19 protein-coding genes and 2 tRNA genes are annotated in these 26,486 nt (G+C 32.2%); 9 read left to right on the forward strand and 12 right to left on the reverse strand.

Going from position 1 to position 26,486, the window contains the following annotated elements; translation table 11 throughout:
• Window positions 1-2: 2 nt before the first annotated feature.
• Window positions 3-473, reverse strand: coding sequence for a heme-binding domain-containing protein (locus tag VBY68_RS06220; RefSeq protein ID WP_099215927.1), 471 nt, complete (start codon window positions 471-473; stop codon window positions 3-5).
• 97 nt (window positions 474-570) lie between these two features.
• On the opposite strand from VBY68_RS06220, the gene lpdA reads away from it, so the two are divergent.
• Both lpdA and VBY68_RS06230 read left to right on the forward strand, forming a co-directional pair.
• Window positions 571-1,971, forward strand: coding sequence for a dihydrolipoyl dehydrogenase (gene lpdA, locus VBY68_RS06225; RefSeq protein ID WP_415269237.1), 1,401 nt, complete (start codon window positions 571-573; stop codon window positions 1,969-1,971).
• A 125-nt stretch (window positions 1,972-2,096) separates the two neighbouring features.
• Window positions 2,097-2,501 (forward strand): hypothetical protein, encoded by a 405-nt coding sequence (locus VBY68_RS06230; RefSeq protein WP_415269238.1) that lies wholly within the window; start codon window positions 2,097-2,099, stop codon window positions 2,499-2,501.
• Between the two features lie 63 nt (window positions 2,502-2,564).
• Here VBY68_RS06230 and VBY68_RS06235 read toward each other — a convergent pair whose 3' ends face one another.
• From VBY68_RS06235 to VBY68_RS06265, 7 genes are all read right to left on the reverse strand, one after another.
• On the reverse strand, window positions 2,565-4,682 hold the full coding sequence (locus tag VBY68_RS06235) for a peptidylprolyl isomerase (RefSeq protein ID WP_415269239.1): 2,118 nt from the start codon (window positions 4,680-4,682) through the stop codon (window positions 2,565-2,567).
• Between the two features lie 105 nt (window positions 4,683-4,787).
• Entirely contained in the window at window positions 4,788-6,080 is a 1,293-nt protein-coding gene (locus VBY68_RS06240; RefSeq protein ID WP_099215923.1) for a hemolysin family protein, read from the reverse strand.
• A complete protein-coding gene (locus tag VBY68_RS06245) occupies window positions 6,080-6,277 on the reverse strand; it encodes a hypothetical protein (protein ID WP_099215922.1) in 198 nt (65 codons plus the stop codon). The genes VBY68_RS06240 and VBY68_RS06245 overlap by 1 nt, the downstream gene beginning before the upstream one ends.
• A complete protein-coding gene (lptC, locus tag VBY68_RS06250) occupies window positions 6,277-6,849 on the reverse strand; it encodes an LPS export ABC transporter periplasmic protein LptC (RefSeq protein WP_237270920.1) in 573 nt (190 codons plus the stop codon). The genes VBY68_RS06245 and lptC overlap by 1 nt, the downstream gene beginning before the upstream one ends.
• 9 nt (window positions 6,850-6,858) lie before the next feature.
• Window positions 6,859-8,169, reverse strand: a complete 1,311-nt coding sequence (locus tag VBY68_RS06255) for a hypothetical protein (protein ID WP_415269240.1) — start codon at window positions 8,167-8,169, stop codon at window positions 6,859-6,861.
• 15 nt (window positions 8,170-8,184) lie between these two features.
• Entirely contained in the window at window positions 8,185-9,453 is a 1,269-nt protein-coding gene (locus tag VBY68_RS06260; RefSeq protein WP_415269241.1) for a hypothetical protein, read from the reverse strand.
• Window positions 9,446-10,177, reverse strand: coding sequence for a type III pantothenate kinase (locus VBY68_RS06265; RefSeq protein WP_124589313.1), 732 nt, complete (start codon window positions 10,175-10,177; stop codon window positions 9,446-9,448). Before VBY68_RS06265 ends, VBY68_RS06260 begins: the two co-directional genes overlap by 8 nt.
• A 109-nt stretch (window positions 10,178-10,286) precedes the next feature.
• Here VBY68_RS06265 and VBY68_RS06270 point away from each other — a divergent pair.
• From VBY68_RS06270 to VBY68_RS06295, 6 genes are all read left to right on the forward strand, one after another.
• A tRNA-Phe gene (locus VBY68_RS06270) sits at window positions 10,287-10,359 on the forward strand.
• Window positions 10,360-10,423: 64 nt separating this feature from the next.
• Window positions 10,424-10,496 (forward strand) — tRNA-Phe (locus VBY68_RS06275).
• 594 nt (window positions 10,497-11,090) lie between these two features.
• Window positions 11,091-12,911 carry an AAA family ATPase gene (locus tag VBY68_RS06280; protein WP_099215918.1) on the forward strand — a complete coding sequence of 607 codons (1,821 nt, stop codon included), beginning with the start codon at window positions 11,091-11,093 and terminating at the stop codon, window positions 12,909-12,911.
• Between the two features lie 4 nt (window positions 12,912-12,915).
• Window positions 12,916-13,551, forward strand: coding sequence for a 4Fe-4S single cluster domain-containing protein (locus VBY68_RS06285; RefSeq protein ID WP_415269242.1), 636 nt, complete (start codon window positions 12,916-12,918; stop codon window positions 13,549-13,551).
• Window positions 13,548-19,742 (forward strand): protein kinase domain-containing protein, encoded by a 6,195-nt coding sequence (locus tag VBY68_RS06290; RefSeq protein ID WP_415269243.1) that lies wholly within the window; start codon window positions 13,548-13,550, stop codon window positions 19,740-19,742. Before VBY68_RS06285 ends, VBY68_RS06290 begins: the two co-directional genes overlap by 4 nt.
• Window positions 19,739-21,073, forward strand: a complete 1,335-nt coding sequence (locus VBY68_RS06295; protein ID WP_415269244.1) for a hypothetical protein — start codon at window positions 19,739-19,741, stop codon at window positions 21,071-21,073. Before VBY68_RS06290 ends, VBY68_RS06295 begins: the two co-directional genes overlap by 4 nt.
• A gap of 135 nt (window positions 21,074-21,208) precedes the next feature.
• On the opposite strand, the gene VBY68_RS06300 is transcribed toward VBY68_RS06295, so the two are convergent.
• Window positions 21,209-22,186, reverse strand: a complete 978-nt coding sequence (locus VBY68_RS06300) for an endonuclease/exonuclease/phosphatase family protein (RefSeq protein ID WP_415269245.1) — start codon at window positions 22,184-22,186, stop codon at window positions 21,209-21,211.
• Window positions 22,187-22,288: 102 nt separating this feature from the next.
• Here VBY68_RS06300 and VBY68_RS06305 point away from each other — a divergent pair, with 102 nt between their 5' ends.
• Entirely contained in the window at window positions 22,289-22,753 is a 465-nt protein-coding gene (locus VBY68_RS06305) for a Spy/CpxP family protein refolding chaperone (RefSeq protein ID WP_415269246.1), read from the forward strand.
• Window positions 22,754-22,834: 81 nt separating this feature from the next.
• Here VBY68_RS06305 and VBY68_RS06310 read toward each other — a convergent pair whose 3' ends face one another.
• From VBY68_RS06310 to VBY68_RS06320, 3 genes are read right to left on the reverse strand one after another with little or no spacing between them, the layout of a single operon-like run.
• Window positions 22,835-23,350 (reverse strand): gamma carbonic anhydrase family protein, encoded by a 516-nt coding sequence (locus tag VBY68_RS06310; RefSeq protein ID WP_415269247.1) that lies wholly within the window; start codon window positions 23,348-23,350, stop codon window positions 22,835-22,837.
• A gap of 6 nt (window positions 23,351-23,356) precedes the next feature.
• Window positions 23,357-24,091: a LytR/AlgR family response regulator transcription factor gene (locus tag VBY68_RS06315; RefSeq protein ID WP_121146114.1), complete on the reverse strand. Its 735-nt coding sequence runs from the start codon at window positions 24,089-24,091 to the stop codon at window positions 23,357-23,359.
• Window positions 24,092-24,093: 2 nt separating this feature from the next.
• A complete protein-coding gene (locus VBY68_RS06320; protein WP_415269248.1) occupies window positions 24,094-26,295 on the reverse strand; it encodes a tetratricopeptide repeat-containing sensor histidine kinase in 2,202 nt (733 codons plus the stop codon).
• Between the last annotated feature and the right edge of the window lie 191 nt (window positions 26,296-26,486).

Raw genomic sequence — 26,486 nt, forward strand, 5'->3', positions numbered from 1 at the left:
ATTTAGTTCGCTAGCTGCATTTTGTAATCTCCTTGTACACTTTTAGCCCAGTTAATTACTTGCTCAACTTCTTCTTTAGTTAAACGAGCATCGGCATGTGTCCAAGTATAAGAATCTAATGGCATTTTTCCTTTTTCTACTTCCTCCCAAACTTCTTCCATTTTATGTTCTTTTCTTTTTAAGGAATAAGTAGCCCATTCAGAAAAATTTAATTCTTCTTTTCCATGGTTTACGTGGTCAGCCAACCAATAGTTAACTGGCGTAATACTACTATACCAAGGATAACGAGTTGAATTACTATGACAATCAAAACATGCTGTTTTTAATATTTTGTGCACCTGATCATTTGGTTTGGTTTCTTTTATAAAAGCTTCAACTGTAGTTATTTCTCCTTGATTTTTTTCTGGTTGAAAAAACTGCGCTATTACCAATAGTATTAATAAGAATCCTATAATTTTTTTGAAAATTTTCATACAACGAATTTAAGTTTTAAAGATATGAAAACTAATTTTATCGACAAATAATTGTATTTTTGTGCTTCATTATTTATGAAAAAATAAAACACAACTCATGAAATACGATTTAATCGTTATTGGTTCTGGTCCAGGAGGGTACATTGCTGCTATCAGAGCCGCTCAATTAGGTTCTAAAGTTGCTATTATCGAAAAGTACTCAACTTTAGGTGGAACTTGTTTAAATGTTGGATGTATTCCTTCAAAAGCTTTATTAGATTCTTCGCACCATTACTATGATGCTGTAAATCATTTCGAAGAGCATGGTATCTCTGTTGAGAAGCCTTCTTTTGACTTCGGAAAAATGGTAGCTCGTAAAGCAAATGTAGTAGAAACTACTACTGGAGGTATCAAATATTTAATGGATAAAAACAATATTGAGGTTTACGAAGGTTTAGGTTCTTTTGAAGATGCTACACACGTAAAAATCACAAAAAATGATGGTGCTGAAGAAGTAATTGAAGGTACTAACATTATAATAGCTACTGGTTCTAAACCATCTTCTTTACCTTTTATTACTATTGATAAAGAGCGTGTAATAACTTCTACTGAAGCTTTAAAACTTCCTGAAGTTCCTAAGCACTTATTAGTTATTGGTGGTGGTGTTATTGGTTTAGAGTTAGGTTCAGTTTATAAGCGTTTAGGTGCTGATGTAACTGTTATTGAGTATGCTCCAACAATTACTCCTACTATGGATAAAGATGTTTCTAAAGAACTTACTAAGGTTTTAAAGAAACAAGGTATGAAAATTAATGCAAGCCACGGTGTAACTTCTGTTGAAAGAAATGGTGACGAAGTTGTGGTAAAAGCTACTAATAAAAAAGGTGAAGAGGTTACTTTTACTGGTGATTACTGTTTAGTTTCAGTAGGTCGTCGTCCGTATACTGAAGGATTAGCTTTAGAAAAAGCGGGGGTTAAAGTTACTGAAAGAGGAATGGTTGAAGTAAATGATCATTTACAAACTAACGTTTCTAACATTTATGCTATTGGTGATGTAGTTCGTGGAGCTATGTTAGCACACAAAGCAGAAGAAGAAGGTGTGGTTGTAGCTGAATATTTGGCTGGACAAAAACCTCACATCGACTATAACTTAATTCCTGGAATTGTTTATACATGGCCAGAAGTAGCGGCTGTTGGTAAAACTGAACAAGAATTAAAAGATGCTGGTGTTGATTACAAGTCTGGAAAATTCTCAATGCGTGCATTAGGACGTTCTCGTGCAAGTGGAGATACTGATGGATTTGTAAAAGTATTAGCTGATAAAAATACAGATGAAGTATTAGGAGTTCATATGGTAGGTGCTCGTGTAGCTGACTTAATTATGGAAGCAGCTGTAGCGATGGAATACAGAGCTTCTGCGGAAGATTTAGCTCGTATTTGTCATGGACACCCAACCTACTCTGAAGCTGTAAAAGAAGCAGCTAAAGCAGCTTGGGATGGTAAACCATTAAACGCTTAATAAAAAGCTTTAAAATATACTTAAAAAAGCAATCTCGTTTGAGGTTGCTTTTTTGTTTCTAGTTTAATGTATTATAATTAAACTTTTAAGTATCTTGTAGTTTTTAGTCTAAAAAATAAATTCAGATGAAAGATGAAATTATAGATAAACTACTATTAGAAATATCAAATTCAGATCAATATTTTTACTCTGTTAATCAAACAGATAATCCTAATGAATATATAAAGAAAATGGATCCTTTAATTTATTTAAAAGATGAACTTAAATTAATTCGTTTGCCTTTTGACACTAACTATTTAACACTAACTCCTTTAGGAATTGAAGTAATAGAAAAAGGTGGTTGGATTCAGTATAAAAAATGGAAATCATTAAAGGAAGATTTAGAGTTAAAAAAAACTAAAATTGATGTTGATCTATCTGAAAAGACACTTAAAGAGTTTCCAAAGACTAAATGGTTTGCTAGAATTGGATTTATAATCGGAATATTACTAGCTTTAAAAGAATTATATATATTAATATTTCAAAAATAAATCATTAAACAAAAAAATCCCGAACTAAATAGTTCGGGATTTTTATTTGTATGACGTTATTTCTTATTGAATTCCGTAGAAAGAACTCATGTTATCTTCAATTTCAGACGCTTTTTTAACCGCCTCATACATTTGGAACGTTTTGTTCTGTCTTTCGTTAGCAATACGCTTTCTGTACGTATCGTAGTTTGGTAATGCTGTTGGTAATTCTTTCTTTTCAACAACAAAAGCAAACACCCCTTTATCTCCTACTACATTTTTAACTACTTCGTTCTCTTTTGCGTTAATCATTGCTCCTACTACTTTTGGTTCAAAACCTACACCTGAAATTGTTGGTGATTGTAAGTTTACATCTGTAGCAGTTCTAACTGTTTGACTTACTGATTTAGCGATTTCATCTAATGTTGAACCACTAATTTTATCTTCAATCATTTTTGCTTTACGCTCGTTTGTTAAGATAGGACGTACACTTGCAGTTGCTTTATCTACTGGCATTAATCCTTTTTCAGTTTTTGCAGTTAATACAGCTACTACATATCCACCTTCTACATCAAAACGTTTAAAGTCTCCTTCGTTTACTTCTTTTTCAAATGCCCAAGTAATGATTTGTCTTTCACGACCTACACCTGGTACGTTTTCATCTAAAGACTTTAATCCTACCGCTGGTAAAGAAGTTAAGTTTTTTTCTTTTATAGCTTCTTCAAAATCTTTTCCATTTGCTAACTCTAAAGCTAATGTTTCTGCATTTTGGAATACTGCATTTTCTGTTTCTTCTGAAGCTTCTATCTTACGTCCAAAAGTAGCTAACTTTACTACTGGTTGGAAGTTCTTTTGACCATCTATTTTAATTACGTGAAATCCGAATTGAGATTTTACAACTCCCATATCACCTTCTTTTCCTTCAAAAACAAAGTCTCTAAATGATGGTACCATTCTGTTATAAGCAAACCAATCATAGAATCCACCTTTTTCAGCAGAACCTTGATCTGATGACATTTCTTTAGCTAAATCTGCAAACTTAGATTTATCAGCTTTAACAACAGCTAATAAACTATCTGCAGTCTTCTTAGCTTCTTCTTCAGTTTGAACAACTGTAGCATCAGCACTTGCAGAACCAACAAAAGGAATTAAAATATGACTTGCTTGTGCAGAATCTGGTAATTGTTTTACTTCTGTAATTTTAGATAATTTAAAGAATCCTGCATCTTTATATGGTCCAAAAACATCTCCTTCTTTACCATTGAAAACTTCTTCGGCAATTACTTGAGGTACTTGAACCTTGAACTTGTAGTTATCATCTAATCTTAAATCAGATTCGTTTTCTTCTAAAAACTCACTATAGTTTGTAGTATTTTTTAATCCTTTTACAGGAGTATTGTTTATTACTGAATCATCAATTAATTTTGCTACGTTAGCTTTAATAGCTTCTTCATCTTCTGTAGTAGGCTCTATATTAAACTTTACAATGTTAATATCTCTTGAAGCTTCTACTTGGAAAGCATCTTGATGTTTGTTTATATAATTTTGAACATCACTTTTCTTTAATGTTACCAAACTATCAGCTATTGTAGTATATGGTACATACACATACTTACCAGATACTTTTGTGTTTTCTGTAAAGTATTTAGATTCTCCTTCTTTTAATGAAGCTCCTAAACCAGCTGCAACTAGGTTATCGTATGTTGTTTTTTCTATATTGCTTTTTATTGAAGCCATATATTTTTGCCAAGCACCCCATTCTTGTCCATTCTCTTCTTTAATGGTAGCCAAGTGCTCTTTTAACTTATTTTTATCGAAAATTCCTGAAGTTTGGAATCTAGCATCATTTTGAATTACTGGAGTTTCGTATAAGGCATTTAAGATATCAGCATCTCCAACTGTAATTCCTGCTTCTTCTAATTGCTTTTTGTATATCTTTTGACGGATTAAGTTATTCCATACTGCTTTTGCAGCTTGCATCTCAGACATGTTATTTCCTGTTTGTGCTTTGTAAGCATCTAAAGCTTCAGCAAACTCTTGACGAGAAATGGCTTCGCCATTAACTTCACCTATTTCGTTTACTTTATTTGCGCTAAAAAAGTCTGATATTGTAGAAGGGTCTAATACAAAAGCAAAAAGTGCTAAACCAATTACAAGAATTAAGAACATTGAACGTTCTCTAATTTTCGATAAAATTGCCATACGTAATTTATTTTATTAACAGTGTGCGAAAATACAATTTCACATTAAATAATGCAATGTTTTTTTACGCTGTTTTTGAGGGAGTACTAGGTAAATGAAGGAAAGTTAATCTTCTTTACGTATAACTCTAAAATAAATATCATCAATCTTAGTTGCGCTTACTTTTAAGATTTTAATTTGGAAGTTTTCTATATGTAAAATCTCGTCTTGTAATGGTATTGTTTCAGTATGGTTTAAAATAAAACCTCCTATTGTTTCGTAAGCCTCTTCTTTTGGAATACTCAAGTTATACTCTTCATTTAGGTAATCAACTTCTAAACGAGCTGAAAAATTAAACTCATTTTCACTAATTCTTTCTTCTAATAATTGTTGTGTATCGTGTTCATCTTCAATCTCTCCAAATAATTCCTCAACAATATCTTCAACAGTAATAATACCTGAAGTACCTCCATATTCATCAACTACAACGGCTATACTTTTGCGTTTTTTTATTAAATTATTAAGTACATCGTTAATAATCATAGATTCTGGTACAAACTCTACTGGTAACAAAATTGACTTGATAGTACGTGGTTTCTTAAAAAGCTCAAAAGCGTTTACATAACCTAAAATCTCATCTAACGAATTTTTATAAACCAAGATTTTTGATAAACCTGTTGTAATGAACATTTTTTTAAGGTTGCTTACTGTTTCATGTAAATCTACAGCAACAATTTCAGTTCTTGGCACCATAATTTCACGAGATTTCACCTTATGAAACTCTAATGCGTTTTGAAAAATTTGAATTTCAGAATCTACCTGTTCTTCATCATTTCCTGCATCTAATTGTTCTGAAATATAGTTTCCTAGCTCCTCTTTACTAAATTCGGTTTGAATTTCATCTTCTTTTGTTCGAAAAAAGACATGCAAGAAAAAATCTGAAATTTTAGTAATTACCCATGTAACTCCATAAAAAATAACGTAAAAAACATAAGCAGGTATAGCAAAAAACTTTAGCATTTCATTTGCATAAATTCTAAATATAGCCTTTGGTAAAAACTCTGCTGTTACCAAGATAATTACTGTTGAAATAAGTGTTTGCGTTAGTAAACTTATATCAGACAATACATAATTAACAACTGTATAGTCTGAAGGTAAAAAAGATTGAAACCATCCCATTAACAGCTCTCCCATAAAGTAACTATAAATTACTAAAGCTACATTATTACCTACGAGCATAGTGGTAATAAACTTAGAGGATTTTTCAGTTAGTTTGGTTAGGATTTTAGAAAGTAATCCATCTCCCTTTTTCTCTAACTCTATGTGAAGTTTATTTGCTGAAATAAAAGCGATCTCCATCCCAGAGAAAAAGGCTGAAAATAAAATAGAAGTAAGAATAATTAAGAGTTCGGGTTGCATTAACGTTCTTTGTTTCTTTTTTCTACTTTTCTTCTAAAATGTCGTTTAAAGAAGAAAATTAATATGATAAAGATAGCAAATCCAAACATAATAAACGCTTCTTGTCTATCGGAATTCCACTTTAAGATTCCTTCAACAAAAAAGATTACCCCTATAACTAAGTATCCGTATTGTAAATATTTCCAAAGTGCGTTCATTATATATCTTTTTGTGTTGTTTCTATATCTCCTGTAATATCTTTAGCTATCCACTTACTCAAATCTTCACTCGACTCAAATCCAAAGCCATTAATTTCAGATTCTGGAGTTGTAAATCGAAAACCATCTTCTGTAAAAAAATAATGTTCTTTTTGATCCCAGAATAATTGGTTAGTTTCTAGTCTTGTTTGATTCGTATGATTGGTAATCACCACATTTCCTCTGATTTCAGATACTTTTGTTTTGTTGTAGGTTAATGCATAATTCCCTGAAATTGTTGTTGAGTCTTTCCCTGTCTTATCAATTGTTACAATTTCAATTCCTTTAGGAAACTCACTATATGGGTGTTCTTTTCTATTTGAGTAATCATAAAAAACAGGTGCTTTTGTTTTTGAACTTATTCTTCCAGAATCTTTATGAACATGATAAATATTTACTGCCGAACCTACTGGTAAATTTTTATCTGCAAGAAAATCTCGTACCTCTTTCTTTGAATTGGTACAAGAAAAAAACATTGCCACCAAACAAATGGTAGCAATGCTATTGTATATATGTTTTGCTTTTTTAAGCATTAATTTCTATTAAGGTACACGAACAGTTTCTCCAATCCAACATCCAACTCTATAACTAGCTCCTGAAGACATTCCTTTTTGGAAAATTAACTTTTTAGAAGGTACGTTCTTTTTGTAACTAGAAATATATCTTCCAGCTCCACATCCTGGGTCAACTTTTTTAGCTTTTAAAGCCTTATTTAAAGCTGCTACATACACCATTCTTTTTTCGAACTCATCACTACCACAAGAGTTAGCACTTCTTTGGTATAAACTTGCAATGAATAAGTATGCTTTACCCATATTAGGGTTGTACTTTAATGCTTCGTAAGCTAAAGCTCTAGCTCTACTTCCTCCAGCACTTTGAGCTTCTCTTAACTTGTACTTAGCCTTTTTAAACGGATCTGTTTCTAAGTCGAATGCTTTTTTTCTCATTTCAGCAGCTCCACTCTTATCACCGTTCTTAGCTAAAACTCCTGCTAAGAAGTTATATGCGTCGGCAGACTGTGTTACTTTAGCATACTCGTTTGCTAAATTCTCAAATAAAGGATCTGTTTGACACTCTTTATTATACATTCTTGATACTGCTCTTTTTAACCAAACACCATCAGTTTTGTTTTCTTCGAAGTCTCTAGAGTAAATAGGTATTAATCTTTCACATGTTGCTATCTTAGAGATTTTTGCATCTAAACCTCCTTCAACTTTACCTAATAATCCTGAGTTAATCGTATAAGCTCTTAAGTTTCTTTTCTCTCTAGAAGTAATTGTTCCTATAGAATCTTTCTCTTGTAATTTTGCAATCTTCTTACTGTAGTCTTCTAATTTTTCTTCTACAGATTCCATTACATCATCATAGGTATCAAAAACTTTTTGAGGATTAGAATCCTCATACTTATCCGCTATCATTTGGAAATACAAGAAGATGTTTTTTACTCCCATGTCTTTTGGAGAAATATTATAAGCCTTTTTTAAGATTTCAAAAACTTCATCATCTGACGCTAATTTATTTTCAATTAAAAAATCTGCATAATCACTATGTGCTTTAGCTGGGTCTTTATCTGGGAAATTAGCTAACCTTGTTTCATATACTTTCTTAGCTAAAACAGGATCTTTTAAGTTTTCTGCAACTTTAGCACCATATTTATAAATATTAATAGATAATGAAGCACAATTATCTAACAAGTACTCTAAATTAGGTTTTGCTTGGGCATATTTCTTAGTTGTAGCATCACCTTTAAAAAGGTTATACTTGATATGACATTCTTGGCTTGCTTGCGCTTTCGCTCCATTTACGGCTACAAACAAAAATAATCCTGTTAGTAAATACGTAATTTTTTTCATCGTTCTCAGTTTTTGTTAATCTATTTTATTCTTATGGAACCACTTAAGACTATTCAAAGATAAACTTAATCTTACATTAAAGTAGTTTTCTTTTATTAAGTTATTGTTAGTCGTTCCTCTTTGCCCGTACTCAAATCCAACATTTACGTTTGATAATTGTCTCGGTAACGGCAATCCTAATCCAACATTTATGCCAAAGTCTTTTACTGCAGTAAAATTATCAGTAGTTTTCACTAATAATCCTGTGTCTTCAAAACGTAAACCAGCTCTATAGGTTACTCTATCCCAATAACTTGATATTGAATTAATTTTTGGAATATAATACCCTCCTATTGCAAACTTACTTGAGTCATCGTATTTATGTGATGATCCATTAGCTATAAAAACACTATTACTTCCTAAAGCACTTTGGAATTCTTGGTTAACTCCTACATACCATTTATTTTCTTTTCCTAGACCAAAACCATAAGCACTTTTTAAAGGCACATTTATATTTCCGTCTAAAGACCTATCAAATAACTCGTTTCTAGGTATTTCTTGTCCAGATCCACTAAATGACAATGAGTACATCTTCTCAGATCCTCTTGCAGATAAATCTGTAGTCATTGTGAATGATGCACCTGTAGATAGTTGTAATTTATTTTTTAGTTCTGTTTTATATTGTAACCCTAACTTAAATTGCCCTCCTCTAATATTGAAAGACTCTTCATGTTTAGTTGCTAAAGCTACATTGGCTCTCTGATTTAAAACGCTATTTTCTATGTTTCCAAAAATAAAACTTGCTTCTGCTCCTACAGACAAGCCTTTGTAAGCATACATACCAAAACTTGCATATATCTTGTTAGCTCCTCCTTCTCCAGTAAACAAAGTAACATCATCTGCATTAGCATCGTCTAACAAAGAATACCCCACAGATGAAAAAGGTTGTAAACCGACAGATAATCCTGCTTTTTTTCCAATAGGAAATCCTAATGAAATGTATCTTAAACTTGTTGAATTCCCTGTTTGAGAAGCATCTTGCTCTTTAACAGTTAAAAAAGTTAAACTACCTCCCATAGCGTAGGTTGCAGCTCTTAAATCAGCGTTTGACGCTGGGTTTGTAAAATTTAGGTGATGATAATCTTTCATTGCAACACCAATACCTCCCATAGAAGCTTGTTCTACTGTTACTGCCTCAAAATTTTCACCTATACCAAAATAAGAATATGGTGAAGCACTGTTTCTTTGTGCTAATATTGCTGACGTAGTTAGTACAAAAACTCCTAATATAAATCTCTTAATCATTCGCTAAATTGTGTATCAAAATAGTATGTAACCCCTCCAAAACAAAATTTGGATGGGCAAATATGACACTTTTTAATTGTTTTGACAAAAAATATGTATCCCCTCCTGTTAAAACTACTGTTAAATCTGGGTATTTTTTTTGATATTGTGCTATAATTCCGTCTATTTCATTAGAAACTCCATTGATTACTCCTGAATGAATTGAACTATTTGTATCAACTCCAATAAAGTTTTCTATTTCACTTGTTTCTAGTAACGGTAATTTAGAAGTAAAAGTATGTAGTGCTTTATATCTCATAGCCATTCCTGGTGAAATAGCACCTCCTAAGTACGCTCCTTCTTTTGTAATAAAATCGTAGGTTATGCATGTACCTGCATCTAACACTAATACATTTTTATTTGGAAATGTATTTATTGCTGCTGATGCTAATGCAATTCTATCAACTCCTAATGTTTTTGGCGTTTTATATAAATTTTTAAATGGAACTTTTGTGTTTGAATCCAAAAAAACTGGATTCAAAAGTTCTGCTATTTTTTGTTTTTCTTCTTCTGTTAAATTAGCTACTGAAGATATAATACTATTTGAAATTGAAAATTTTGAAATAATTTTTTCTAACTCTGTAATTATATTTTTCTTTTCAAAAACAAATATTTCTTTAACAGTATCTATTTCAAAAACAGCTACTTTAACTCTTGTATTGCCTACATCAATAATTAGGTACATATTTCATTTCTTAGAGCTTGTAAATTTACGGTACATTTTTTTAAAGTTTTTACTTTGTATAATTAAAAAACGATTGTATATTTGCATCCGCTTAACGAAAGTAGCAACTGGTGCCTTAGCTCAGTTGGTAGAGCAAAGGACTGAAAATCCTTGTGTCCCTGGTTCGATTCCTGGAGGCACCACAATAAAACTCGTAGCGCATGTTGCGAGTTTTATTTTAAAGATGTTACTTTTTAAGCTATGACTGGTGCCTTAGCTCAGTTGGTAGAGCAAAGGACTGAAAATCCTTGTGTCCCTGGTTCGATTCCTGGAGGCACCACGATAAAAACCCGAACAAATTTGTTCGGGTTTTTTAGTTTAAAAAAAAGTGAAAACCCCATAGCTATAACACTTATCACTCAATTATTTTAAATATTATTATCCCCCTACCACCAAAGTAGTGTTAGCTTTAATTTCAATTTAACAGTTTGAGTACACATAAAACTAAGAGATTCTTGTTAAAATCTTTATTAAATGTGGCTTATAAGCACTTGCTTTTTAAAGCTTATATATAATCAAATTTTCTTTAATCATTTTTGTAGTTATATATTTGTTTATTTTTAAATTAGTCATGTTAAAACAAGACGTATTAACACTTTTGAAAGGCCTTATCATATCTTAAAGAGAACAATGAAACACGCTTTTGGTGTATCTCTCAACATTGTTGAGTATTGATACTTCTCTAATGAGTAAGGTTGAAAGAAAAAAATTGCAAAACATGAAAATATTAATCAACTCATTAAGTTTTTTGCGCTACATGCGATAAACGTTATGACACTTTGGTTAACAGATCAAATCTATACTCTAGCTGTTAATCAGAGTTAAGCATTAAACGTTTTAAAAGTTGTGATAAATGAGTTAAAATAAAACAAGAATGAATAACACCAAATCTCGCTGGTTACAAGATTTTAGAAGGTTTGTCCCTTTAAAAAGTCAATTTTTACTTTCAGGTAATATTAAGGATTTTCAGTTACTGAAAAACGATTTTGGCAGCTATAGTTGGCATCGATTAGAAAATGTAATAGACTCGGAATTAAAAAGCATGGGCTACGCACATGTGGTTTACTACAATCCATTGACTGGTTTTGATATTCCTTTTTTTTCAGAAAACCCAGAAGACAAAAAAGCTCTTTTTCAAAAACTTCAAATCCCACTTCAGCAAGAAGGTGTCTATAACGACTTACAAACCTTTAATACCGTATTACAAAAAATTATTCACTATCCTGATGAACCCATTGGCTTGATTGTCGATTTCGCCTCTCAGTTTTTAATGAATCCTGAAAATCTGGTAAAAGCAGAGCACGACTCGTTTAGTATGGCTCATATTTTATCTCAAACTACAGAAACCAGACCTTACGGCAATCCACCAAGTCCTTATTATAATATCATAATCTGGATAGTAGATAAAGAAGGTGATTTGCCCGATTGGATGATAGTTAACAACCCAAAAATAAGACATATACCTATTGGAAAACCCAATCATATTGCTCGTAGAAGATTAGTACATCCAATTATAGAGAGCTTAAGTAAAGACAAAAATAATGTAGATGCTATAGTTACCGAATTTGTAGACGAAACCGAAGGCTTATTACTGTTAGACTTAGTAGCGATTATAGAGTTAGCTAGGTCAGAAACTATACCTATTTCCATGATTGCAGATGCAGTGCGACGATACAAAGTGGGTGTAACTGAAGACCCTTGGATGAAAATTGAACGTAGCAAAATTGAAAACGGTGAAGCTTATATCAAAGAACGTGTAAAGGGGCAAAACCACTCCGTACAACATATTATGGATATTGTAAAACGGGCCATCACTGGAGTGGGTAACTCTAAAAAAAATAACCGCCCAAGAGGTGTGGTTTTCTTAGCAGGACCTACAGGTGTTGGAAAAACCGAATTGGCTAAGACCTTGACCAGTTTATTATTTGGTGATGAAAGTGCCTATATTCGGTTTGATATGTCCGAGTTCAGCGCTGAACATTCAGATCAACGGTTAATTGGTGCTCCTCCAGGGTATGTGGGTTATGATGTTGGCGGCGAACTCACCAATGCTATCAGAGAAAAGCCATTTAGTGTAGTCTTATTTGACGAAATTGAAAAGGCGCACCCTAGAATATTAGATAAGTTTCTTCAGATTCTAGATGATGGGGTACTTACGAGTGGACGAGGAGACACCGTCTATTTCTCAGAAGCACTGATAATTTTCACATCAAATCTTGGGATTTATAAAAATTCAGCTACAGGTGAACGATTACCAAATGTAACTTATGAAGATAGTTTTGAAACAGTTGAAAAGAAAGTACGACATGAAATCGAAAGCTATTTTAAGTTTGAACTCAATCGACCTGAACTACTCAATAGAATTGGAGACAACATTATTATTTTTGATTATATACGTAAAGATGTTGGTGAAATGATTTTTGATATGATGATGAAAAACAATATTAAAGGGATTCAAAAACAATTAGGTATTATACTACATATTCATCCCGAAGTGATGCAAATGCTAAAAGAATTATCTGTTGCTGATTTGAACAATGGTGGTAGAGGTATTAGGAATAAAATCGAATATCATTTTATCACACCTTTTTCCAGAGCTTTGTTCGCTTTAAATCCAGACAAAGGAGAAACGATAGAAGCAACTTCTATTTCTTTCGAAAACCGAAGTACTACCATTCATCTAAATAAAAAATAATTGAATGGAAATAGAAATCTCTCGTTTGCATTTTCCGGTAACTACACTTGGTCCAGGACGAAGAATTGGCATCTGGTTTCAGGGTTGTTCCATACATTGTGAAGGCTGTATTTCAGCAGACACCTGGCAATTCAACAGCAATTCGATAAATATAAAAGAAGTCACAAATCTACTAAAAAAATGGCTCCAAAAATGCGATGGAATTACTATCTCTGGTGGCGAACCTTTTGATCAAGAGCCAGCTTTAGAAGAGTTATTAAAATTTCTTAAGCCTTATAAACTTTCCACTCTAGTATATAGCGGATATTCTTTTCAGAAGTTAAAAAATAAAAAAGTTATACAAGAAGAATTGATCGATGTGTTGATTTCTGAACCTTATGACTATACAAAAACTCAAACCCAAGCCTTATTAGGAAGTGATAATCAACAAATTCATTTTCTTACTGATTTAGGAAAACAAAGCTTTTTTAAATATTTGGACAAAAAACCCGATAAGAAATTGGACATGCAGTTTGATGATCAGATACTTTGGATGGCAGGTATACCAATTAATGGTATGAATAAAATAACAGAAAGTTTTCGTGAAAATGAGGTTGAAATAACTAACACACAATCGGTAATAAAGCAAAATAAGAAATGAAATACGTACGACTATGCCCTGCATGTAATAATGAACGACCAGTAACCGAAATGTATTGTCAAAATATAATCGGTAATTCACCTTGTAGTTGGTTATTGATGAATGTGCCCCAAACTCCAGTTGGCGGCCGAGTCGAAATTCAACATGAAGCTGAAGAATCAATCAAACGATTTTGTGAAAATGGGCATGAAGTTGGAGAAGACAATTTTATGTGCATGGAATGTGGTGCTGATATTCAAAAGTTAACAGTTCAGGAAGAAGAAACTATTAAACAAATAGATTCATATACGATTATTGAATCTGTCGAGATTTCAGGAGCTACTAAAGAATGTTTTTTAGTTAAGGACACTGATGGAAAACGCTTTTTTTTAACTTATTATCATGAAAATTCTGAACCTGATAAAGCAATTTATGATGTACTACACCGAGCAGATGTAGATCATATTGCACAATTGGTTAAAACGGGCTATTGTAACAATCGCTTTTTTGAAGTTTCAGAACATATACAAGGAGGATCTCTCAATGATTTAGGATATATCAAAGAAAACAGAATTGAAACTCTGGTAAATGAAATTAGTCGAGCACTTCGAGATTTCTCAGAAGCGGGCTTTAGGCATCGTAATCTATGTCCCAAAAACATTCTCATCCGTGACAATGAAACCTTTGATTTGGTTATTATCGATTACAGTTCTGCAAGATTATCAGATTATGACCTCGATACTGATACACCTTTACAGTTAACCCGGTATACAGCCCCAGAAGCTATAATTGGTGGAGTAAGTCCTGCTTCGGATTGGTGGAGTTTAGGAATGATAGTTTTAGAGCAAATTACCAAAGGAACATTCTTTCAAGGCATCAACGACAAAGCATTTATGATCCATTTGGTAACCAGAGGTGTTCAAATTCCAGAAGGTATTGATGAACGTATACTTTTATTACTAAAAGGTTTGTTGTGTAGAGATCCTCTAAAACGATGGCGTTGGGAGCAAGTGGAAAAATGGCTAAATAAAGAATACGTTGCACCTCCTACAGAAGTTACTATTGGGGTTGATCATAAAAACGAAAAAACTATACAACTCGGAGATACATTCTATACCAATGTAAGCTATTTTGCACTTGCGGCAGCAGAGGAGAATAATTGGGAAGAAGGTTTGGCTTTGTTTACTTCAGGTGAAATTTCAAATTGGATAAAAGAAACCCTTGGCGAAGGTAAAATAGCTGCTATTATCAGAAATTTGCGTTCTAAAGAGAATATTGATTTGGAATGGCGATTTTCCTTAGCTTTAATGCACTTCAATGAAGCTTTGCCGCTTACTTGGCGAGGACAAATTATTATTCCTGCTTGGTTACTTAGTAATCCTATACTCGCTTCAGAACTTATAGAAGGAAACATTCCTGATTATTTGGATACTCTTTCACGCGAAAAATGGTTGGTCAATCTTAAGAGTAGAAAGCAAAATGTGTTACATAAAGCAAAGAGTTTGGATATTGAATTGGATTGTGATAAGTTCAAGATCAATTCTCTAAGTACCTCTAGGGTGCGATTAAAATCTGAATTAAACCTCTTACGTCAAATTTATCCTGATGCCAAAAACATCAGTCTATCTGATTTAATGGGAGACATTCGACTTAGTGAAGAAGATTTAATACTTGTTTTAAGTGCCCAACAGGATCAATTTACCCCCTTAGATCAATTGGTGAAAGATGCTATTAATTTGGCAAGAGAAATAAAAATTGAACCTAATGAAAACTTCTTTCGAGAGGTTCTGATAAAACCCAGATTAGAGATTTACGAATCACTACATAAACATTTAGAAGGCTTTTCGCAGAGTAATAACGACCACTTAAATCGTTGGGCAGATCGTTTCAGAATAGAAAGGCGACTACCAATATTGCAATCGATTTTGTGTTTATCGATTTCCAAAGATAAATGGGTTATACCACCAAAACATGAATATGCTTCTAGCTTATTGAATTTTTTTGAAAGAAAGATTATTCATACTGCCTCCAGAGGACCTTTGGTAAGGTTGATTATTTCTAAACACTCCCCACGTTTAGATTTAAAAGTATTAGGTACACCTTTAAAACCTTCTGAAAAACTAATCAATAGTATTATTAATCGCTCGTCAAGTACGGAAAAAATAGACCCACTAAGTTTCAGTCAAGACCCGTTACTTAGTTACCGAACAAGAAGGTTAGCTTTACGAACAGCAAACTTTAAGCGCGATACAGGTTTGGATTCTTTGTATTTAGGATTTCCATTTTTAATTAATCAGTTCAAAAAAAACAATCGTCCCCGAATCTTACCTATTATCCTATGGCCAATTACACTAGAATTTAAATATCGTTCAAACCCTACATTAGAAATTGGTTTTGACAAGGTTCGTGAAGAGATTCGGCTGAATCCAGCACTTTCAAGTTCCTTGGAGCCTGATAAATACAAAAGAATAAAACAAATTTATCAAGAGATTTTAAGTAGACAATCTTTAAGTATTTCTGAAGTTATAGATGCTTTCGGTTCATTTGTTGAGTCCAAGGATTCAAAGCTTGTTACTCACCCTGAAATTACTTATATGATGGAAAATATAGGTTTAGAACTACATGGTTCTGGCGTCATTTTTAATGCCAATTTTACAGGTCAATCAATTAGTGAAGATTTACGTTTGCTTCAAAAAATACCCCATTCAGGAACGGCTATGGAACCAATTTTAAGAATACACACACCACAAATACCCGAATATGAGCCTATACAATCAGAAAACGATCGATTTACTGTAGTAAATGTAGACCCCTCACAAGAACGCGCAGTAATACATAGTCGGTTAAAACCTGGTATTGTGATTGAAGGTCCTCCTGGTACAGGGAAAAGTCAGACAATTGTCAACATTATTTCCGATTGTATTGGAAGGAAAGAAAAAGTATTAGTTGTCTCTCAAAAAAGAGCAGCAATTCAGGTAATTATGAAGCGTTTGGAAGCCGTAGGTTTAGACAAAAGAGCACTCTCTATCACTGATATTGCCAAAGACAGACAAGAAATTATTCGGAGTATTCGCGAACAGGTTTCTTTCGATTTAAACGAATCTGAACAACAAAATATACTCAAGAAAATCACATTTAAGCGAAATGATCTGATCAAACAAATAGACAGACTGGAATCAGGATTGAATACAATTTCTGAAGAGATTCATGTACTTGATGAGCAAGCAGGCGTAAGTTACCGAAACATTTTGTCAGAACTCATTGAAATTCAAACTGATGATTATATTGATATTCCTGAAGCACGGAATTTTATAGAAAAAATTTCAGCAGATGAATTGAATATTCTTGAAACGGAAATCAGTGCGTTAATACATGATTGGTTACCTTCAAAATATGAAAATAATGCCCTTTCCAATTTAAAAATAACACAATATGATGAAGCAACAAAAAAAGTAATTAAACAAGATATAGAACAATTTAATGAAATTGAAACAAAAAGAGTAAACTGTATAAAACAAACCACGGGAGTCTATGATAATGAACAAGCTCAATTCTATAAAACATGGCTATATAAAAACGAACAAAAACTCCTAAACATTACTGATACAGAAGCTAAAAATGCTAAAATTTGGTTTGATTTGATTTGGGATGAATTTAATGAAAAATCCATTAGCGATGATATTCTTGATGATCTGAAACAATTATTGGAAAATCTCAAAACATTAATTTTCAACTATAAAAAAGTCTATTTTTCGAATTGGTTAATACAAGCTGAAGATGAAACCCTTGAAAAAATAATTCAAGCTTGTAATAGTCATCTAAATAAATCAATTTTTAAGTTTCTTAATCCTTTAACATGGGAACATCGGTTTCGATTGAAAAAGATTTTCAAAGAACTTCAACTCCATACTGATAAAGAAAACATAAACCTGCTAAAAACAAATTCGGAATACGAAACTACTTTTAGGACATATCGAAATCACTTTAATAATGTATTGAGAAAGTTAAACAACACGGCAGAACCCATTACCGAACCCAAGTTTCTTGCTGTGAAAATTAGTAGTAAAATCAATGAACTATTGGAAACGATTTTTTTAGTAAAAGCACTAAAACAATGCCCTCTAAAAGACGAAGCTAAAAAAGTTTTGAAATCTGGTAAAAAAGTCGAGTTTCAGAACTTTATAAGAGATTTGAACAATGCCAGTAAACGTTTTGAAAAAAGACAAGAATCATACAAAAAACTGACTGACTTAAAACAATGGTTAGAAGATTCAAGTTTTAAATTTTTCCATTCAAACATAAAAAATAACGATACAAATTTGTCGGTCGTTCAGAAGATGTCACAGGACATAAACCATTTTATTCCATATCAAAAGTTTAGGATAAGATTAGGAGATAAACCTCAACAAAATAACACTTTACAGCTTTTAGCTATTTTTAGGGATTACGAAGATCAAATTACTCAATATACTTCCGAGCGTTGGTCTAAAATCATCCAAAAAACAATACGACGAGAAGGTTTGTTGGGTTGGAAACAACGTATTGAAAAACAAACACCAGCCTTACTAATGGCTGATAGTGAAATTGATCAAAATGTACAATTACTGGAAAATGATTTAGCTGAAATAAAAGCATTAAACAAAGAACTACTTAACCTAAACTATGATTTTGAAAAGGTTGGGTCAAAATCACGATGGCATAGCATTACACGACTACGAGGACAGAACTATAAAAAACTTCGAGAATTTATTCATTTGGGTGACGATTTAGGTTTAATGGATATTCGTCCAATTTGGTTGATGAGCCCAGAAGTAGTTTCGCAAGCCTTACCATTACAAGCAGGATTGTTTGATGTAGTAATTTTTGATGAAGCCTCTCAAATGTTAATCGATCATTCTATCCCATCACTTTATCGTGCAAAACGTGTAATTGTAAGTGGTGATGAAAAGCAAATGCCTCCAGCAAATTTCTTTGGATATAAAATAGATGGTGACGAAGGTGAAGACTTAAATATTGAACTCAGCGAGGATAATTCAGAAGAAGAATTAACACTATACGAAGAGGCTTGGAATAAAAAAGAAGTCAAAGATTGTCCAGATTTATTGACATTAGCCAAAACAGTTCTTCCCACCACAACACTTCAAATTCATTATCGTTCTCAATATAAAGCGCTTATCAACTTTTCCAATCATGCCTTTTATTCTGGTCAATTACACATTCCTGCTTATCATCCTAAAAACGTAATTGAAAAAACAAAACCATTAGAAGTCATTCGAGTAAATGGTATTTATAATGAACAAACCAACGAAACTGAAGCTGAAGTACTAATTGAATACTTATCTAACCACTGGCAGTTGCCCGAAAATGAAATTTTAAGCACAGGTATTGTAACCTTCAATAAAAAGCAGGCAGATCTTATAGAAGATAAAATTGAAGAAAAAGCACTTTCAGATGAAGTCTTTATGGAAGCTTTAAATCGTGAACGTAACAAACAACAAGAAGGTGAAGCCATGGGTTTTTTTGTTAAGAACGTAGAAAATGTTCAAGGAGATGAACGTGATATGATTTTGTTTAGCACTACATTTGGTTTTAATAAACAAGGGGTTTTCCGCCGCAATTTTGGAGCCCTCGGTCATCGTGGAGGAGAAAGGAGACTCAATGTAGCTATTACAAGGGCAAGACATAAAATTGTTATTGCCACTTCAATGCCCATCAAAGATATTTCTGACATGCTTTCCACAGGACGGTCTCCATCAAAACCAAGAGATTATATTCAGGGCTATTTGAAATATACTGAAACACATTTTGATAATCAGATAGAAATTGCTAATCAATCATTAAAAAGACTTTCATTAAGGAAAATCAAAGAAAGCAAAGCATTAAAAAATGATGGTTTTAAAAATACTGTTAAAAATTACATTCACAGTTTGGGCTATGAAACCGTAGAAAATAATGATAACAATGTTTTTTATTTGGATTTAGCCATTGAAGACAAAAAAACAGGAAGGTTTGTAATTGGGGTTGAATGCGATGTACCTCATAATTCATTACTTAAAAATGCAAGACACCGTGAAATATGGCGTACATTGATTTTGAAGAAATCGATTCCTCATATACATAGAACTACCTCTTATAAGTGGTTACAAGATACAGAGAATGAAAAATTAAGGCTGAAACACGCCATAGAAAATGCTTTAAACATAACACCATGAGCGGACCAAAAGTTATACGAATCGTTACCCCAGCAGAGCGAAAATTGATAAAGCAAAGGTGGTTAACTCGATTAAAAAACAAAATAGAACAAGTGAAGGCTTATGCCATCAAACACAATATGTTTACAGAAGAACTTCAAGCTGCTTTGGATGAAACATTGGAATATTACCAAAATATTTCAGAAGATGATTATAGAAAAATAGAGCGAGAAGTTTCTGGGCAAATTGAGTTTCTAGATAAGGAAAAGAAGAATTTGGTAAAAAAAGTAGTCAAATTTAGAACATCTAAATGGGAATCATTTAAAAACCTAAAGAGTACACATAACGAATTACGCTTCTTACTAAAAAACAAAAATATTGATTTTCAAGACTTTGACACTCCTTCAAATATAAATGAAATAGAAGAATACCGTAAAAAAGTAAATTATTTGTACGACCTTTTAAAAGAAGCCTCTTTTGATTCTCAAACATTGACGGATGAACAGAAGGCAATTCAAGAACGGTTATCTTCTGGTGACAGCTTGCTGTCTGTACAAAAGTGGCGTTCCAATCGTCCTAAAGTGGTTTCCAGACTAAAAAAGTTGGAAAACGCATTGAAGGAAATGTATATTTCTGAAATTTCTCAGAACAAAATACAGGAGTTTATGGATTGTTGTACAGAATTGGACGAAGAAGCTCCTAATTATGATTTATTATTGGATTCATTAACTATCCAAGTAGCCGAATTCAGTAAAAATCAATTGGCCTTACGGGAAGCTAAAGAAGAACTCAAAACAGCCATTGACCAATTAGAATCTTTAGAACTGAATCTGAGTTTTATTGATAAATGGGTGACATTACTTGATTCAGATAATCTGGATGACATAAAAGACATCTTAGAAAAAGCCAAGTATTTGTACGCTGAAATTTCGGAGAAAATCATTATTGAAACCCGACGAAAGGCTATCAAAAAAGCATTGCAGGATGCAGGTTATGAAGTTAATGACGCAATGGAAACTGCATGGGTTGAAAACGGAAGTTTAGTAGTAAAGAAAGCAAAAAGTTCATTATATGGCGTAGAGTTTATGAGCCCAAAAAATCTAAGCCGTATCCAAGCACGAGTTATTGCCGATAAAAACAGAAGTCACGAACGCAGCCCAAACCTCGATAAAAACCAAGAGGAAGTTTGGTGTGATGAATTTCATGATATCAAAGCTATTTTAGAAAGTCAGAATTTGTCTATTGTTATAGATAAGGCTGAAGAAGCAGGCTTAGTAAAATTAAAAGAAGTTACTCTAGGTGATGGTTATGTAAAAAAAGAAGTTAAAACAAAGAAAAGGAAAAAGCTTTAAATTTAATAAATACATGAAATTTAAAACTCTATAAATCGTTGCTCAAACCTTTACATAGTGTTATAGCTACATATTACTATTTGAGAAAGAAAATAAAACGATAAAAAAGCTCGGTAAATTACCGAGCTTTTTTACCTATTTTAACTTAAATTTCATTTCTACTGGCAAATGATCTGATGCTTGCTCAAACTCTTTTAATACAGTTCCATCTATGTATTCTATAGAGTCTTCCGTATAAAAAATATAATCAATACGTTCTACTGGATTTTTTGTGTCAAATGTATTTTCAGGGTTTTCAACAAAAAAGGCTGCATTTCCTACTCCATCCATTGCAAACATTTTTCTAACAATAGCCTCTTTATCTCTTGCTTTTGAATTAAAGTCTCCTAATAAAATGGTTGGATATTCTTTTTTATACTTATTAAAAAGATTCAATACATATTCAAATTGACGTACTCGTGTTGTTTTGTCAAAAGCTTCTAAGTGTAGATTTATAACAACTACTTCTTTTCCTCCTAAAATAACTTTTACCACTTGTACCAATCTATCTAAATACAACGCATCTCTATAAAATGGGTTGTCAGCTACTCGCTCTAAAACTATGCGTTTATAATCTTTTAGCTCGTATTTACTCAAAATTGATTGACCTGAAACTATTTTACCAAAATGCATGCTTGGTGGCCAATATGGAAACGGCACATAATGTTCATCCCAATTTATACCTCTTGCCACATAATTATACCCTAATTCTGCTAATTTTTCTTCTTGGTTTACTTCATAAGATCTGGCTGCATTATAATCGACTTCTTGAAGAGCAATAATGTCCGGATTTACTTTTTTTACTTCTGCAAGCACCTTTTTTAAGTTTGAATCAAATAATTCTTTAGGTTTTGCTATTGCTCTGTTATTTGTCATTCCGCTTAAATAACCAATATTATAAGTTACTATGCTATAGATTGAATCATTATCAGTCGTATTAGTGTAGTCGTGTGTAATAACTTTGGCATATTCTGCTTCATCCATTGTTGGGGACGATGCCCAGAAAAAAAACATCGCAAACAACCCAACAAATACTAGTAAAAACCTTAAAACAATTCTAAAAGCTGACTTCATAAAAAATTAAAAAAGTGTTAAAAACGATTTCAAATTTAAACTTTTTTAATCTGGAATGGTCTTAGAAGCGTAAATAATTAAAGACCCTTAAAATTTAATAACATGAAGAAATTACTAACAATCTTGATTTTAGCAGTTGGTTTTACTGTTACTACTCAAGCACAAAAGAGCGATAAGACAAAACATGAGGAGTTAAGTACTGAGCAAAAAACAGAACTAGCTGTAAAAAAGATGACGTTACAGCTTGATTTAACTGAAGCTCAACAAAAGCAAATTAAGCCTTTAATAGCAAAACAAGTTGCTGAAAAACAAAAAATGTGGGCTAAAAGAAAAGCCATGAAACAAAGCGGTAAAAAGGCTACAGCTGATGAACGTTATGCTATGAAAAGTAAAATGTTAGATAAGCAAATTGCTCATAAAACTGAAATGAAACGTATTTTAAACGAGCAACAATATGAACGTTATGAGAAAATGACTGCAAGAAAAATGAAAAGACATAAAAAGAAAGGTACTCATAAAAAGTTTAAAAAAGGAGAACACCATAAAAAAAATCAAGAGGAAAAATAAGCTAAACCTCTTAATAAATTAGTTTTTGATTGAAAAAAAAAGCTCGGTTTTGGAAACAGAACCGGGCTTTTTACTTTTCAATTACTCTTTAAACCAACCTGAATATTTAACATAATTATTAGCAATCCTGTTAATTTCTCCTGAAATAAGTTCTTTAGAAATATCTTTTACTTTTTTTGCTGGTACTCCTGCATAAATGCTCCCACTTTCAATATGCGTATTTTTAGTTACAACTGCTCCTGCTGCAATTATAGAATTAGATTCTACTATACAATCATCCATAATAATACTACCCATACCTACCAACACATTGTCGTGAATAGTACATCCATGTACTAAAGCATTGTGACCAATGGAAACATTATTTCCGATAGTAGTTGGTGATTTTTGATAGGTTGCATGTATTACTGCTCCGTCTTGTACATTTACTTTATCTCCCATTTTTATATAATGTACATCTCCACGAATTACTGCATTAAACCACACACTGCATTCTTTTCCCATTTGTACATCACCAACAATAGTTGCATTTTCAGCAACATAACAATCTTTTGGTATTTGTGGATGTTTTCCTCTTACTGGTTTTATAATTGGCATAAATTTTTATTTAAAATATGATAATAAGTTTGCTTTCTTGGATGCTGAAACCATAATCTCTTTTCCGTTTGATAGTATTACGCTTCCTCCTTTTCCTTTTTTATATTTTGAAATTTCGTTTATATTCACTAAAAATGATTTGTGCACCCTCACAAAAGAGTTATCTTTTAAGGCTTCTTCAAAATATTTTAGTGTTTTACTCACTAACTTTTTAGAGTTCTCAAAATATATTTCAGTATAGTTATCATCGGCTTTACAAAATAAAATTTCTTCAATAGCTACTACTTCAAATCCATCTTGTTGCGGAATAGTTATTTTTCCATTTACTTGATGGGTCATTTTTGGGGTTAACACAGCGGTTTCTAACTCATTTTCTTTTTCTTTAATTTCCGTTACAATACTTACTGCCTTAATTAACTCATCTATAGAAATTGGCTTTAACAAATAATAAGTTGCTTGATTGTTTAATGCTTCAATGGCGTAATGATCGTAAGCAGTTACAAAAACTACTTCAAAAGTTTTATTTTCTACTTTTTCTAATAAATCAAAAGCATTACCAAAAGGCATTTCTACATCTAAAAACACCAAGTCTAATTCGTGTTTTTCAATTAATTTTTGTGCTTCTCCAATATTGCTTGCTTCTCCTAACAATTCAACATTAGGACAGTATTTAGTAATATAGTTTCGTAGAATATCTCTACTTATTTGCTCGTCTTCAACTATAATTGCTTTTATTTTCATTGCTAATTTTCGTCTTTTTTTAGTGTCAATTCAACCTTAGTCCCACTTCCGTCCTCAAAAACATTAGAAACCATCACAGATATTTTATCTTGGTACATATCATTCAGAATAGCAATTCTATTTTTAATAGTACTCATTCCTTTTGATTTCTGTTTGAGTTGATTTTTCGTCTTCATTTCTATTGATTTCGTTCTTCCAATTCCATCGTCTTCAATCAAAATTGTGATAGATTCATTATTTTTAGGAAGCATCGAAATTTGAAGTTTTCCTTTTTCTTTTTTATATCGAAGCCCGTGCCAAATAGCATTTTCTATATACGGTTGTAGTAACATTGGTGGAATAGAGTATTGCTCTAGCGGTATACTTTCTTCAATATGGATGTTATAGTCGAACTTATCTTTAAAACGATTATGTTCTAATTTAACATACAATTCTAACAACTCAATTTCTTTAGTCAACGGTATAAAATCTTCATCTGAATTTTCTAATACCGAACGCATCAATACTGAAAACTCTGATAAATATCGATTTGCACTTCGTTCATCATTTACTGCAATAAAACTATTCACTGAATTCAATGCATTGAAAATAAAATGCGGATTCATTTGTGAGCGCATCGACTTTAATGCCAATAAATTGTTTGCTAATTTTTGTTGCTTGTTGGTTCTAAACATAAAATACACTAACAGAATCATCAATAAAAAACCTCCGATTAATGAATAAATAATCCATTTTTGGCGTTTATTACTTTCCTGAACTAATTGCTGATCTTTATATGCTAAACTGATTTTACTATCTGCTAATTTTTTGTCTTTTTCTAAACTCGCTATCCTGTTTTGATTGTCTGAAATCCGCTTACTAAAACGTTTTACTTGCTGAATTTCCTGTTCTTTTCGTGAATACAACGTATCTACCAACGTTACATAATTTTGATAGGTTTTTAGAGCTTCTGTATAATCTCCTACTGTTGCGTATACTTCTGATAAGCGCTTGGTAGCATCTTTTTGAATGATTAAATCTTTGTTTTTATCAGCATCTGCAATACTCTTTTTTAAATATGGAATTGCTTCTTCATATTCAGATTTTTGCATATATGCATTACCTATTTTATAGTTGATTTTTTGTGAGGTAATTGAATCAACTAACGATTCGTTACTCTCTGCCTCTACAACTATATCATCTGCTTCTTTTAAGCTCTCTTTTCTCAACTGAATTTCTTCGTCGTATCGTTGAGATTTATTATAAAAATCAGCAACTTTTTGCTGTTCCTTTAACGAACGTTTCTTGTTCTCTTCAGATGCTAATTTTAAAGAATTCTTAAAATATCCATCAGCTTTTTGTGTGTTTCCTTGAGCGGCAAAAACTTCTGCTAGTTTAGAATTTAAATCTGTTATTTTAGGAGTGATTAAGTTCTTTTTCGCAATTTCTAATGCTTTTTCATAGTTTGTTTTAGCCTTGTTATAGTTTTTTTGGACTAAATACACGTCTCCTAACCCCTGATATGCAGTTAAACGCAAGTAATTATTTAATACTCCGCTTTGTAAACTTTGCAAATAGTTTTGTTCACTACTACTATAATCTTCAGATAAAAATGCTGCTTTAGCCAATTTCAGACGAATTCTGGGCGAATTCACTTCTTGTAAAGAAATTTGATAATTTTCAACCGCTAAATCGTACTGTTTCCAATAAAAGTACACATCTGCTAATTCTTTGAATACATTTGCTCTTTGGTTTTTATTAGGGTTAGTCAACAACGTTTTTTCAACAAAAGACAAACTTTTATCAATATTTTTCTTTTTATAAAACTCAACTGAGTCTAAATATTGTGAGTATAAGCTTACTTGCTTTCTTTTACTGTAAGAACTTAGTTTTGATTTTCTTTTAGATGTAAATCCTTCAACTTCCACCTTTATATCTTCATCATCTTTAATAGTATAAAAAACACGATTAAAATTAGGATGTGACACTTCCAATTGGCTTCCTGCTGTTGCTTTTACAGTATAGTTTCCCGTTATTTCAGAAAACCGGAAAGTTCGTCCGTTTACTTCTACTCTCGCATCTTTAATGGGACGATTTGTTTCCTTACTCACCACTTGAACTTTTACTGAAAATTCTTTCGATAGTTCTTTGCCTACTTGAGAGTATACTTCTGAAAACCTCAGTAAAAGTATAGGGAGTAATAGTATGTAAAAAAGTTTCTTCATTCTTTATTTCTTACTGTAAACATACTCACAAAATACCATACAAAAAAACGGTTAACTCTCTAAAACACTATAAAAAGTAGTTAAAAAATGAGGCTTACTCATTTAACTTATCATTTCCCTAAACAAAATAGCTTGTTCACTCATTCTTGATTTTTTAAGAAAAAAGTTGGGGGTAATTTTGAATAGAAATT

Origin of the sequence: Tenacibaculum ascidiaceicola (assembly GCF_047470925.1) — a bacterium.
GTDB lineage: Bacteria > Bacteroidota > Bacteroidia > Flavobacteriales > Flavobacteriaceae > Polaribacter > Polaribacter discolor.

Excerpts from the sequence above, each read along its gene's own strand:
- VBY68_RS06220 (WP_099215927.1), bottom strand. The coding sequence starts at position 473 with ATGAAAATTTTCAAAAAAATTATAGGATTCTTATTAATACTATTGGTA.
- lpdA (WP_415269237.1), top strand. The coding sequence starts at position 571 with ATGAAATACGATTTAATCGTTATTGGTTCTGGTCCAGGAGGGTACATT.
- VBY68_RS06230 (WP_415269238.1), top strand. The coding sequence starts at position 2,097 with ATGAAAGATGAAATTATAGATAAACTACTATTAGAAATATCAAATTCA.
- VBY68_RS06235 (WP_415269239.1), bottom strand. The coding sequence starts at position 4,682 with ATGGCAATTTTATCGAAAATTAGAGAACGTTCAATGTTCTTAATTCTT.
- VBY68_RS06240 (WP_099215923.1), bottom strand. The coding sequence starts at position 6,080 with ATGCAACCCGAACTCTTAATTATTCTTACTTCTATTTTATTTTCAGCC.
- VBY68_RS06245 (WP_099215922.1), bottom strand. The coding sequence starts at position 6,277 with ATGAACGCACTTTGGAAATATTTACAATACGGATACTTAGTTATAGGG.
- lptC (WP_237270920.1), bottom strand. The coding sequence starts at position 6,849 with ATGCTTAAAAAAGCAAAACATATATACAATAGCATTGCTACCATTTGT.
- VBY68_RS06255 (WP_415269240.1), bottom strand. The coding sequence starts at position 8,169 with ATGAAAAAAATTACGTATTTACTAACAGGATTATTTTTGTTTGTAGCC.
- VBY68_RS06260 (WP_415269241.1), bottom strand. The coding sequence starts at position 9,453 with ATGATTAAGAGATTTATATTAGGAGTTTTTGTACTAACTACGTCAGCA.
- VBY68_RS06265 (WP_124589313.1), bottom strand. The coding sequence starts at position 10,177 with ATGTACCTAATTATTGATGTAGGCAATACAAGAGTTAAAGTAGCTGTT.
- VBY68_RS06280 (WP_099215918.1), top strand. The coding sequence starts at position 11,091 with ATGAATAACACCAAATCTCGCTGGTTACAAGATTTTAGAAGGTTTGTC.
- VBY68_RS06285 (WP_415269242.1), top strand. The coding sequence starts at position 12,916 with ATGGAAATAGAAATCTCTCGTTTGCATTTTCCGGTAACTACACTTGGT.
- VBY68_RS06290 (WP_415269243.1), top strand. The coding sequence starts at position 13,548 with ATGAAATACGTACGACTATGCCCTGCATGTAATAATGAACGACCAGTA.
- VBY68_RS06295 (WP_415269244.1), top strand. The coding sequence starts at position 19,739 with ATGAGCGGACCAAAAGTTATACGAATCGTTACCCCAGCAGAGCGAAAA.
- VBY68_RS06300 (WP_415269245.1), bottom strand. The coding sequence starts at position 22,186 with ATGAAGTCAGCTTTTAGAATTGTTTTAAGGTTTTTACTAGTATTTGTT.
- VBY68_RS06305 (WP_415269246.1), top strand. The coding sequence starts at position 22,289 with ATGAAGAAATTACTAACAATCTTGATTTTAGCAGTTGGTTTTACTGTT.
- VBY68_RS06310 (WP_415269247.1), bottom strand. The coding sequence starts at position 23,350 with ATGCCAATTATAAAACCAGTAAGAGGAAAACATCCACAAATACCAAAA.
- VBY68_RS06315 (WP_121146114.1), bottom strand. The coding sequence starts at position 24,091 with ATGAAAATAAAAGCAATTATAGTTGAAGACGAGCAAATAAGTAGAGAT.
- VBY68_RS06320 (WP_415269248.1), bottom strand. The coding sequence starts at position 26,295 with ATGAAGAAACTTTTTTACATACTATTACTCCCTATACTTTTACTGAGG.